The sequence below is a fragment of the Pseudomonas sp. LBUM1679 genome, assembly GCF_059695565.1.
The window spans coordinates 3,234,642-3,246,547 of sequence record NZ_CP166774.1 but is presented as its reverse complement, the minus strand read 5'-3'; the positions used below and the strand labels follow the sequence as shown (position 1 = coordinate 3,246,547).

9 protein-coding genes are annotated in these 11,906 nt (G+C 59.1%); 4 read left to right on the top strand and 5 right to left on the bottom strand.

The window, feature by feature from the left end; translation table 11 throughout:
• Positions 1-19 precede the first annotated feature (19 nt).
• Together ACA062_RS14895 and ACA062_RS14890 are read left to right on the top strand one after the other, a co-directional pair.
• The gene (locus ACA062_RS14895; protein WP_497457068.1) at positions 20-1,522 is read left to right on the top strand and encodes an ATPase domain-containing protein; all 1,503 of its coding nucleotides are present in this window, start codon (positions 20-22) and stop codon (positions 1,520-1,522) included.
• A complete protein-coding gene (locus ACA062_RS14890; protein WP_497457067.1) occupies positions 1,519-3,189 on the top strand; it encodes an ATP-binding protein in 1,671 nt (556 codons plus the stop codon). The genes ACA062_RS14895 and ACA062_RS14890 overlap by 4 nt, the downstream gene beginning before the upstream one ends.
• 135 nt (positions 3,190-3,324) lie before the next feature.
• Here the strand turns inward: ACA062_RS14890 and ACA062_RS14885 are convergent, their stop codons facing one another.
• From ACA062_RS14885 to ACA062_RS14865, 5 genes are all read right to left on the bottom strand, one after another.
• Positions 3,325-3,702, bottom strand: a complete 378-nt coding sequence (locus ACA062_RS14885; RefSeq protein ID WP_497457066.1) for a response regulator — start codon at positions 3,700-3,702, stop codon at positions 3,325-3,327.
• Positions 3,703-3,779: 77 nt separating this feature from the next.
• A complete protein-coding gene (locus tag ACA062_RS14880; RefSeq protein ID WP_497457065.1) occupies positions 3,780-4,961 on the bottom strand; it encodes a hybrid sensor histidine kinase/response regulator in 1,182 nt (393 codons plus the stop codon).
• Complete coding sequence (locus ACA062_RS14875) at positions 4,955-5,548, bottom strand: chemotaxis protein CheB (RefSeq protein ID WP_497457064.1); 594 nt, start codon at positions 5,546-5,548, stop codon at positions 4,955-4,957. The genes ACA062_RS14880 and ACA062_RS14875 overlap by 7 nt, the downstream gene beginning before the upstream one ends.
• Positions 5,545-6,378 (bottom strand): CheR family methyltransferase, encoded by an 834-nt coding sequence (locus ACA062_RS14870; RefSeq protein ID WP_497457063.1) that lies wholly within the window; start codon positions 6,376-6,378, stop codon positions 5,545-5,547. Before ACA062_RS14870 ends, ACA062_RS14875 begins: the two co-directional genes overlap by 4 nt.
• Positions 6,378-9,869, bottom strand: a complete 3,492-nt coding sequence (locus tag ACA062_RS14865; RefSeq protein WP_497457062.1) for a response regulator — start codon at positions 9,867-9,869, stop codon at positions 6,378-6,380. The genes ACA062_RS14870 and ACA062_RS14865 overlap by 1 nt, the downstream gene beginning before the upstream one ends.
• A gap of 260 nt (positions 9,870-10,129) precedes the next feature.
• Here ACA062_RS14865 and ACA062_RS14860 point away from each other — a divergent pair, with 260 nt between their 5' ends.
• Entirely contained in the window at positions 10,130-10,495 is a 366-nt protein-coding gene (locus ACA062_RS14860; RefSeq protein ID WP_497457061.1) for a response regulator, read from the top strand.
• Between the two features lie 93 nt (positions 10,496-10,588).
• Positions 10,589-11,884: a glycosyltransferase gene (locus tag ACA062_RS14855; RefSeq protein WP_497457060.1), complete on the top strand. Its 1,296-nt coding sequence runs from the start codon at positions 10,589-10,591 to the stop codon at positions 11,882-11,884.
• Positions 11,885-11,906: the final 22 nt, after the last annotated feature.

Here is an 11,906-nt window from a genome sequence, read left to right as displayed (position 1 = left end):
GATCTTGAGAGGGCATTTTTTGTCTACGTCTAACGAGTTGTTCAGTGCAAAAGCCGCCACCGGCATTGAAGGTCTGGATGACATCCTGGCTGGCGGATTGTCCCGCGGCCATGTGTTTTTGCTCGAAGGTGAACCCGGCACAGGTAAAACCACCGTCGCCCTGCATTTTCTGTTGGCCGGCGCGCGAGCCGGCGAGCGCTCGTTGTACATCACCTTGTCGGAAACCGAGCGCGAACTGCGCCAGGGTGCGTTGTCCCATGGCTGGGAGCTGGATGAAAACATCCACATCTTCGAGCTGACACCACCGGAAAGCCTGCTCAATGCCGAGCATCAGCAAAGCTTACTGTACTCCTCGGACCTGGAACTGGGCGAAGCCACCAAGCAGATTTTCGAAGTGGTCCAGCGGGTCAAGCCGACTCGCGTGGTACTCGACAGCCTGTCCGAGATCCGCCTGCTGGCCCAAAGCTCCCTGCGCTACCGGCGCCAGATCCTCGCGATCAAACACTACTTCGTGCGCTATGACGCCACGGTGGTGCTGCTCGACGACCTGACCACCGAGTCCCTCGACAAGACCGTGCACAGTGTCGCCCACGGCGTGATTCGCCTGGAAGAACTGACCCCCAACTATGGCGCCGAGCGCCGGCGGATCCGGGTGGTCAAGTATCGCGGTCAGAAGTACCGTGGCGGCTTCCACGACTTCACCATCATGGGCGATGGCGTCCACGTGTTTCCGCGGCTGGTGGCCGCCGAACATCGCGGCGTGTACACCCGTCAGCAATTGACCAGCGGTATCAAGGAAATGGATGCCCTGCTCGGCGGCGGCATCGAGACCGGGTCCAGCACCTTGATCCTCGGCCCGGCCGGTACCGGCAAATCGCTGATCTCGATGATCTTCGCCGCGGCGGCCGTGGCCCGGGGCGAGAAAGCCGCGTTGTTCATTTTTGATGAAGAACTGGGGTTGCTGTTCGAACGCATGAAAAACATGGGCATCGATTTGCAAGCCCTGCAAGACACCGGCAACCTGCTGATCGAACAAGTGGATGCAGCCGAATTGTCCCCCGGCGAGTTTTCCCACCGGGTCCGCCGTTGCGTCGACCAGCGTGATATCAAGACCGTGGTGATCGACAGCATCAATGGCTATCAAGCGGCAATGCCTGAAGAAAACGCCCTGGTGCTGCACATGCACGAGTTGCTGCTGTACCTCAATCGCCGGGGCGCCGCGACCTTCATGACCGTCGCCCAGCACGGACTGGTCGGCGACATGCAGGCCCCCGTGGACATTACCTACCTGGCCGATACGGTGATCCTGCTGCGTTACTTCGAAGCGGTGGGCAAGGTTCGCCGGGCGATTTCGATCATCAAGAAACGCACCGGCAGCCATGAATCGACCATTCGTGAATACCGCATCAGCGGCCAGGGCATGACGATCGGCGAACCGCTGGACGCGTTCCAGGGCGTACTGCGCGGTGTGCCCACGTATATGGGCGCGAGCAATCCGTTGCTCGGGGAAGAGAGCCCGTGACGGCCCTGGAAGCAATGTCCGAGCGCGCGATCATTCTCGCGCCGCTGGGACGTGACAGCCAGATTGCACTGATGATGCTCAATGAAGCGGGTTACGACGGCGTCATCACTCGCGATCTGGTGGGCCTTTGCAGCGAGTTGACGCGAGGCGCAGGCTTGCTGCTGATATCGTCCGAGGCGTTGCTGGGCAGTGATCTTGAACCGCTGTTCGGCCTGATCGAGCAACAGCCGGCCTGGTCGGACTTGCCGATTGTGTTGCTGACCTATCATGGCGGTCCGGAACAGAACCCCGCGTCGCGATTCGGTCCGCAACTGGGCAATGTCACCTTTCTTGAGCGACCTTTTCATCCCGTGACCCTGATCAGCCTGGTGACCACCGCGTTGCGCGGGCGACGACGACAGTACGAAGCCAGGGATCGGCTGATCGATCTGAGTCAAAGCGAGCTGCGGTTGCAGAACACCCTCGAAACGCTTGAACAGCAGGTCGAGGAACGCACCGCACAGCTGCGCCACAACGAAGAAGCCCTGCGCCAGTCACAGAAAATGGAAGCGGTCGGCCAACTCACTGGCGGCATCGCCCATGACTTCAACAACATGCTGACCGGCATCATCGGCAGCCTGGAGTTGCTGCGCCGGCGCCTGGCCCGTGGCCGTACCGAAGACCTGGACAGCCTGATCGACCTGGGAGTGACCTCGGCCAACCGCGCGGCCGGCCTGACCCACCGCCTGCTGGCCTTCTCCCGACGCCAGTCGCTGGATTCAAAACCGGTGCAGATGAACACCCTGGTGGTGTCCATGGGGGAGTTGCTGCAACGCAGTATCAACGAAAGCATTCATCTGGACATGCAACTGAGTGAGCAGCTGTGGGTAGCCGAGGCCGACCCCAATCAACTGGAAAGCGCCCTGCTCAACCTGGTGATCAATGCGCGCGACGCCATGCCCGCTGGCGGCCAACTGGTCGTGAAGACCAGCAATCGCCATCTGGACCAAGGCTTCACCCAGGCCCACAGCAACCTCGACCCGGGCGACTATGTGATGCTGAGCGTCACCGACACCGGGTGTGGCATGCCGCAAAGCACCATCAACCGGGCCTTCGATCCGTTCTTTACCACCAAGCCGATCGGCCAGGGCACAGGCCTCGGGTTGTCGATGATTTATGGTTTCAGCAAACAATCGGGCGGCCACGTCGCCATTCAGAGCGAAGTGGGCAATGGCACCACGGTGAGTTTGTTCCTGCCGCGGTTCGGCGGTGTCCTGCCCCGGGACGTTCTGGTAGACGTCCAGCATGCTCCGTTCGCGCAACACGGCGAAACGGTGTTGATCGTCGAAGACGACCCGGCGGTGCGGGTGTTGGTCAGTACCGTGTTAAGCGACCTGGGTTATGCCTTTGTCGAGGCCGGTGATGCCGACAGTGCGGTACCGATTCTGGATTCGGCGCAACGGATCGATCTGATGATCAGCGATGTCGGCCTACCCGGCATGAATGGCCGGCAGCTGGCAGAAATCGGCCGGCAATACCGGCCTGAACTCAAGGTGCTGTTCATCACCGGCTACGCCGAACACGCCGCGGTACGTGGCGGATTCCTTGACCCGGGCATGCAGATGATCACCAAGCCGTTTACCTTCGACCTGTTGACGGCGAAGGTACGGGAGATGATCCGGATTTGAATGGTCGATAATGCCGACGTGCCATACGCCGATGGGCCGATGACCGATGGGGCGATGGGCTTTTGGGCTTTTGTAGGGGGACCCCGGCGACCCGGGCGATCCCTGCGACCATTGGGACCGCTGGACCGCGGGGTCTCAGGAAAGCATCTGCTGCATCAGCTCCTGCAACAGATCCAGGTCGAACGGCTTGGCCAGGATCGGCGCCTTGCGGGTGATCGGGCTGTCGGTCTCGCGGATTTCCTGCGGATAGCCGCTGATGAAAATCACCTTCAGCTCCGGTCGCAGTTTCACGGCGGGTTCGGCGATCTGTACGCCCGAGATCCCGCCAGGCAGGCGGAAGTCTGTGATCATCATGTCCAGATGCGGCTTGCTCGCCAGGATTTCGAAGGCCTGCTCGCCGTTTTCGGCCTGCAATACCCGGTAGCCCTCACCCGACAGATAGGCCGAGAGCACCATCAATATCGAGGGGTCATCTTCGACGATCAGTACGACGTCTTGTGCATCTTCACTCATGGGAAGCCTTTGTTCGGTCAATAGCTGCTGATACGACCGTGGGGTCGATCAGAGGTTGCGTTTAACTGGCTGTTTTCCTACAGCGGCAGACAAACGCGAAACAAGGCGCCTTCGCCAATCCGGCTCTCGACGGTAATGGAACCGCCATGGGCGGTCACAATCTGTTCTGAAATAAACAACCCCAGGCCCAACCCGGCGACGGCGTGCTTGGCCGAAACCCGCTCGAACTGCTGGAAAATGCGCTTCTGGTTTTCTTCACCGATGCCGATTCCCAGATCCTGCACCTCCACCAGCGCCTGGCCGCTCTCACTGTACACCTTCACGGTGATCGGACTCTTGGCGCCGTACCGTAAAGCGTTGGTCAACAAATTGGAAATGACCTGTTCAATGCGAAACTCATCCCAGTTGCCCACTACCGGCTCCCCGGCCTGCAGGGTGACGGAGGACTCGGCGGCTTCGATCTGCGGAGCAAAGTTATGTAACAAATCTCCAACCAGCACCGACAAGTCGAAGCGCGTCGGCCGGATCGACAGTTTGCCGGTGCGAATTCGCGACACATCAAGCATGTCTTCGATCAGCCGGATCAGGCTTTTGATCTGCCGTTCGTCGCGATCGACCATCGCGTTCATTTTTTCCAGGGTGAACGCCGCGGCGTTATCTCGGGCCAAGTGCATCTTGCGCAGCTGGGTTTCGAGAATCAGGCCATTGAGCGGCGTGCGGACTTCATGAGCGACGATCGACATGAAATCATCGCGCATGCGCACCGCCTGCTCCAGTTCGAGCTGGGTGCTCTGCAACTGTTGAAGCAGTGCTTCCTGTTCGCGCCGGCTTTGCTCCAGCGCTTCGACCTGTTGTTTCATCGCCTTGCTCTGGCGGAACAGATCGACGAACACATTGACCTTGCTCTTGACCGCGTGGATATCCAGCGGCTTGTAGAGGAAGTCCACCGCACCGCTTTCGTAGCCCTTGAATGCATAATTCAACTCGCGGCCGGCAGCGCTGACAAACACGATAGGAATGTTTCGGGTCTTTTCCGTGCCACGCATCAGCTCGGCCAGTTCGAAACCGTTCATGCCGGGCATCTGCACGTCGAGAATGGCCATGGCAAATTCGTGTTGCAGCAGCAGGGACAAGGCTTCGTCAGCGGACAAGGCTTTGTAGACGATACGGTCTTCACGCTTGATCAACGCTTCGAGCGCCAACAGGTTTTCCGGCAGATCGTCGACGATCAGCAGTTTGGCTTGAATGTTACTTAGCATGCTATTCGTTCCAGCTCGACAAGCAGACGGCCGATGCCGCTTAGGGGGAGGATGTGGTCTGGCGCAACGATATCCAGCGCGGCCAGGGGCATGGTCGCGACCTGGGCTTCGGCGGGATCCTGCACGATGGTCAGGCCGCCACGATGCTTGACCTGGGCCAGGCCGCGCGCGCCGTCGCGGTTGGCGCCGGTCAGCAATACCGCGGCCAGCGCCGGGCCATACGCATCGGCAGCCGACTCGAACAGGTAATCGATGGCGGGCCGCGAATAATGCACGCGGTCTTCCAGGCTCAGGGAAAAGCTGCGGTCCTGCTCGACCGACAAGTGATACCCAGGCCCGGCGAAATACAGGGTGCCGGCTTCGACCCGCGTCTTGTCGCGGGCTTCCAGCACCGGCAGGGACACCCTTCGCGCGAAGACTTCGGCGAGTTGGCTGCGACCTGCTTCAGGCAGGTGCAGCACCACAATGATCGGCAGGACGAAGCCTTTGCGCAGCGGGCCGAGGAGCGTGAACAACGCCTCCACGCCGCCCGCCGAGGCGCCGATCACAATAGCTTCCATACGCGGCAATTCCTTTGCGCTGTTCATGATTTGCGGTAGATCCGTTCTTGTTTGATCAGGGGTTCGAACTGGCTGCCGTATGCCGAGAAGTCCGGGGTTTCCTTGCTGCCCAGCACCAGAAATCCTCGATGGCAAAGGGAGTCGTGGAACAAGCCGAAAGCGCGATCCTGAAGTTTTTTATTAAAGTAAATCAATACGTTACGACATGAAATTAATTGAGTTTCTGAAAAGACACTGTCGGTCGCCAGGCTGTGGTCGGCGAAGGTCACGTTGTCACACAGCGTCTTGTCGAAAATGGCGTAGCCATAGGCCGCCGTGTAGTAGTCGGCAAACGACTGCTGGCCACCTGCCTGCTGGTAGTTATGAGTGTAGGCGCGGACATTCTCCATGGAGAAAATCCCTTGCTTGGCTTTGTCCAGCGAACGCGGGTTGATGTCGGTGGCGTAGATAATGGTGCGATCGAGCAAGCCTTCTTCGCGCAGCAGTATCGCCATCGAATAGACTTCTTCGCCGGTACTGCAACCGGCGATCCAGATCTTGATCGAAGGATAGGTCTTGAGCAACGGCACCACTTCCTGGCGGATGGCGAGGAAGTGCGAGGGGTCGCGAAACATCTCACTGACCGGAATCGTCAGCAATTGCAGCAACTGCATGAACGCGGTCGGATCGTGGAGCACCTTCTCTTGCAACGCCGAAATAGTGGCGCACTCGAACTGGCTCAACGCGTGGTGGACGCGACGCTTGATTGACGCGCCGGAGTAATCGCGAAAGTCGTAGCTGTATTTGAGGTAAATCGCCTCGATCAACAAGCGCAATTCGATTTCGCTGTTTCGCTCCCCTGAATAAATACGTTCCACTAAATGCGTTCCATCTTCGGTAACCACACGCGAATCAACGAGAACAGGCGATCCAGGTCAATGGGCTTGGCCAGGTAATCGTTGGAGCCGGCTGCAAGGCAGCGCTCCTGATCATCCTTCATGGCCTTGGCCGTCACCGCAATGATCGGCAGCTTGCGCCAGCGCGGGTCCTTGCGGATCAGGCTGGTGGCTTCGAAACCATCCATCTCCGGCATCATCACGTCCATCAACACCAGATCGATGTCCTCGATTTCATTCAAGCGTTCAATCGCCTCACGGCCGTTGCGGCCAATGACCACGACCGCACCCTTGTGTTCCAGCGCACTGGTCAGGGCGAAGATGTTGCGTACATCGTCGTCCACCAGCAGTACTTTGCGGCCCTCGAAGACTTTGTCGCGGCTGCGCGCGGTCTTGAGCATCCTCTGCCGTTCATGGGACAACCCGGATTCGACTTTGTGCAGAAAGAGTGTGACCTCATCCAGCAGACGCTCGGGCGAGCGAGCACCCTTGATGATGATCGAGCGCGAATACTTGCGCAGTTCGGCTTCCTCGTCCCGGGTCAGGTTGCGTCCGGTGTAGACAATCACCGGCGGGAACGAGCAGATATCCTCGGTGGACATGCGCTTGAGCAGCTCGTTGCCGAGCATGTCCGGCAGCTTCAAGTCGATGATCATGCAGTCGAAAACCGTGGTGCGCAGCAGTTCCAGCGCCTCCTGCGCCAGGCCGACGGCCGTGATTTCGATGTCATCGTCGCCGATCAGCCGGGCAATGCTGTCGCGTTGCACGTCGTCGTCTTCAACCAGCAGCACACGTTTGACCTTCTGGGTCAGCTTGGCTTCGAGGCGGGCAAACACGTCCTTGAGTTCTTCGCGGGTGGTCGGCTTGACCGCATACCCGATGGCGCCCATGTGCATGGCTGCTTCGACGCGATCTTCCACAGAAATGACATGCACCGGAATGTGCCGGGTTTGCGCGTGTTCCTTCAGTCGTTGTAAGACGGTCAATCCGGAATGATCCGGCAGACGCATGTCCAGCAGGATGGCGTCCGGGATGAACTCCCTGGCCAGGTCGTAGCCTTCGTCGGCCCCATGGGCCACCAGGCACTGATAACCCAGCTCATGGGCCAGATCGTAGAGGATGTGCGCAAAGTTGGGCTCATCCTCCACCACCAGGATACAACGTGTGGCGAAGGGCGCCTTTGAACGATCGTCGTCGAAACGCGGGATATCGACGGCGGCAATCAACGGAACCGGCGCGGCGGGCGTGACTCTCGGGGGCATGGCCACCGGTGAGGCTTTCATCGGCTCGACCGGTCCACCGCCCGGTTCAACGTATTGCCGGGGCAAGACCAGGGTAAACACACTGCCCTGCCCTGGCTCGCTGGTGACGCTGATGGAGCCGCCGAGCAACGCCGCCAGGTCGCGGGAAATCGACAGGCCCAGGCCAGTACCACCGTAGCGGCGGTTGGTGGTGCCATCGGCCTGGCGGAAGGCTTCGAAAATACTGTCCTGCTGGTCCGCGGCAATGCCGATCCCGGAGTCGCTCACGATAAAGGCGATACCGTCGCCAGGCTGGTGGGCGACTGTCAGGCTGACCGAGCCTTTTTCGGTGAATTTCACCGCGTTGGAGAGCAGGTTCTTGATGACCTGCTCCAGGCGCTGGCGGTCGGTATAGATCATCATCGGCGCGCCCGGCTGCAATTGCACCTGCAGGTCCAGTCTCTTGTCTGCAGCCAGCGGCCGGAACATCCCGCGCAAGCCCTCCACCAAACGCGCGACGCTGGTGTTCTCCGGGCGCACCTCGAGCTTGCCGGCCTCGACCTTGGAGATGTCGAGAATATCGTTGATCAGGTTGAGCAAGTCGTTGCCGGCGGAGTAGATCGACTCGGCGAATTTGACTTGCTCGGCGCTGAGGTTTTCCTGGGGGTTTTCCGCCAGCAACTTGGCCAGGATCAACGAACTGTTCAGCGGCGTGCGCAACTCATGGGACATGTTGGCGAGGAATTCGGACTTGTACTTGCTCGAACGCTGCAACTCTTCGGCGCGTTCTTCGAGCTGGATCTGCGCCTGATTGAGTTCAGTGTTTTTCTGGTCCATGGCGTCGCGCTGATCGGCCAGGATCTGCGCCTGGTCGGCGAGTTGTTCATTGGTCTGTTCAAGCTCGACCTGCTGGGTTTCCAGGTGCGCCTGGGACTCCTTGAGAATCCGCGACTGTTCTTCCAGCTCTTCGTTGGCGGTCTTGAGTTCTTCCTGCTGAACCTGCAGCTCTTCGTTGAGCTGCTGGGTCTCTGCCAGCACTTCCTGCAGACGTTGACGATAGCGCGCGGCTTCGATCGAGGTGCCGATGTTACCGGCAATCAGTTCAAGCAGTTCGACATCGCGGTCGTTGAGCGGCCGCAGGAAACCCAGTTCGATCACACCGTTGATCCGGTCATCGTCACTGGTCGGCACCACCAGTACGCTATGGGGCAAGCCTTCGCCCAGGCCGGAGCTGACCTTGAAGTAGTCACTCGGTACGTGGTCGAGGCGGATCAAGCGAGCCTGTTGCGCCACTTGGCCGACAATGCCTTCGCCACTGTGGATCTGTTGTTCAAGCGCTTCCTGTTCCCGGGAGAAACCATAAGACGCAACGCGCTTGAGACCGCCGTGCTCTTCACGGACATAAATAGCGGCTACCACCGTACCGAGGTACTGCGCGCAAAACTGCAGAATGTTACGCCCGAGCACATTGAGTGACAGCTGCCCCAGCACTTGCTCAGCCAGTTCGGTCTGGCCATTGCGCAGCCAGGCCTGCTGTTCCAGGCGACGGGCGCTGGCCTGTTGCGCGGCGAGGTTGGCACTGTAGTTTTGCGAAAGGTTGAGTAAGTCCCGGCGCCCGATGTAGGCCAGCATTGCGCTGATACCGGCGATGAACAACAGGTAAAGAGTGATGCTCCAGAGGGTGGTGCGGCGCACGTCCTCGTTGCGCGCGGTGCGCAACTGCTGCTCCATGTCGATCACGTCTTCGAATTGCTTGCGGATCTCGTCGGTCAGGCGTTTGCCCTGCCCGGCCTTGACCGCTTCTCGATAGTCACCGCGGGAGCGCTGCAAATCGATCGTTGTTTTAGCGTAAGCGGCCCATTCATCCTGCAAAGCCTGCAGCCGTTGCAGGCGGTCGGTCTGCACCGGGTTATCCGCAGTCAGTTCGAGCAAGGTCCTGAGGGCGACCGTGATACGTGGCTTCGCCGTTTCGTAGGGCTGGAGGAATTGCTCGTCGCCGGTGAGCAGGAAGCCGCGCATCCCGGTCTCCAGATCGACGGTCAGTTTTATCGATTCATTGGCGTTATTGATCACCCGGTCGGTGTGCTCGACCCACTGGATCACCGACAGCAGATAAGCGATCAGCGAAACGAAGAACACGGCACTGAGTGCGCCGACACCTAACGGCAGACTTACGTTGCGGCTCAGGAGTTTACGAAATCGTTGCTCGTCAACCGAAGACGCGGAGGTCATGGGGAAGCCTTGTCGATCTGTTGAAAACCACGGAGTTTGCCCCAAAACCGCCACAGTGATCCAACTTTCTGACAGGTTTTCCAGCAAAATCCTACAATCAGCTGCTCCAGCGCAAAGGAGCGGTTATCCTTGCAGGCTTTGGGTAGCTATCCTTTTTTTAACCGCGCCGGGAACTTGTCGGGATCCGCCACTTACTCATGCAGAGCCCGGCAATTTCAATCGACCGGCAACCGTCTTTTCAACCTTTGAGAACCCCTACTATGTCCTCCAATGCATCCATCATCCTTGTCGTCGAAGACGATGCCATCGTCCGCATGCTGATCGTCGATGTGCTGGAGGAACTGGAGTTCGAGGTGCTCGAGGCCGATGGCAGCGAACAGGCACTGGAGTTTCTCAACGACGAAGATCAGCACATCGACTTGATGATGACCGACGTTGGCCTGCCGGTGATGGATGGCCGTGAACTGGCCACGCAGGCGCGGATGCTGCATCCGGAACTGCCGATCCTGTTCGCCAGTGGATATGCCGAAAGCATCGAGGTACCTGCAGGGATGCATGTGATTGGCAAGCCGTTCTCCATCGACCAACTGCGTGACAAGGTCAAAGGAATTCTCAACAACGCCTGATCTGCACTGAAGGGGCAACGGGGTTTGCCATTGCCTGTGGTTTAATCGCACCCCGATTTCGTCCCATGCCCCCGTTTCAAGGAATGTCCATTCATGAGTCAGTCCCGCGCAACCAGCGTCCTGGTCATTGGTTACGTCTGGCCCGAGCCCCGCTCTTCGGCGGCTGGCGGGCATATGATGCAAATTCTCGAGACGTTCCTGGAGCAAGGCTGGGACATCACCTTCAGCAGTCCGGCCGGCACTGGCGAACACCGGGCAGACCTGACGGCGCTGGGCATTCGTGAAATGCCGATCGAATTGAACAACAGCAGTTTCGACACATTCATCAGCCAACTGGCCCCGGATGTGGTGCTGTTCGACCGGTTCATGATGGAAGAGCAATTTGGCTGGCGCGTTGAAAAACACTGCCCCGATGCCTTGCGCGTGCTTGAGACGTCCGACCTGCAAAGCCTGCGCGATGCCCGGCATCTACGCCTCAAGGAGCGCCTGAAGGCCAGTGACGACGCCGATGATTTCAGTGAGCTGTTCGCCCCGGCACTGCGTGAAGAGTTTGAATTCATGGCCGAGACCGACCTGGCCAAACGGGAGATCGCCGCGATTTATCGTTGTGACTTGAATCTGATGATCTCCGAAGTGGAAATCGAGTTGTTGGTCGAACAATTCAAAGTGCCGCGCAACTTACTGCACTGGTGCCCGCTGATGGTCGATGTGCCGATCGCCCCGCCACCGCCCTTTGAGGAACGAGCGCACTTTCTCAGCATTGGCAACTTTCGCCATGCGCCGAACTGGGACGCGGTGCTCTGGATGAAAACCACCCTCTGGCCGTTGATTCGCCAACAGTTGCCCAGCGCCCAGTTACACATTTATGGGGCTTACACTCCGCCCAAAGCCACTGCGCTGCACAATGCCGCCCAGGGGTTTCATGTGATGAACTGGGCAGAAGATGCCTTGCAGGTCATGTCGGCGGCGCGAGTGTGCCTGGCGCCGTTGCGATTCGGGGCAGGCATCAAAGGCAAGCTCGTTGACGCCATGCTCTGCGGTACGCCGAATGTCACCACGCCGATCGGCGCAGAAGCCATGCACGGCGAGGAACCCTGGCCAGGGGCGGTGACCCGGACGGCCCAGGCGTTCGCCGATAACGCCGTGCAACTTTATAAAGACAAGACCCGCTGGTTGAATGCACAGGCGCAAGGGTTGCAACTGCTGGCCAGTCGTTACCAGCACACCCATCATGGCCCTGCGTTGATCGCCCGAATCAACGAATGCCGCCAGCATCTCTCGTCGATCAGAAGGGATAACTTCACCGGTAGCATGCTGCGCCATCATCAGCACAAGAGCACTCAATACATGTCGCAATGGATTGAAGCGAAAAACCGTCAGAACACTTAATTTGTGTACATGTTTCCGCAAT

Coding starts and splice junctions, on each gene's coding strand:
- ACA062_RS14855 (WP_497457060.1), top strand. CDS start 10,589: ATGAGTCAGTCCCGCGCAACCAGCGTCCTGGTCATTGGTTACGTCTGG.
- ACA062_RS14880 (WP_497457065.1), bottom strand. CDS start 4,961: ATGCTAAGTAACATTCAAGCCAAACTGCTGATCGTCGACGATCTGCCG.
- ACA062_RS14865 (WP_497457062.1), bottom strand. CDS start 9,869: ATGACCTCCGCGTCTTCGGTTGACGAGCAACGATTTCGTAAACTCCTG.
- ACA062_RS14860 (WP_497457061.1), top strand. CDS start 10,130: ATGTCCTCCAATGCATCCATCATCCTTGTCGTCGAAGACGATGCCATC.
- ACA062_RS14875 (WP_497457064.1), bottom strand. CDS start 5,548: ATGAACAGCGCAAAGGAATTGCCGCGTATGGAAGCTATTGTGATCGGC.
- ACA062_RS14885 (WP_497457066.1), bottom strand. CDS start 3,702: ATGAGTGAAGATGCACAAGACGTCGTACTGATCGTCGAAGATGACCCC.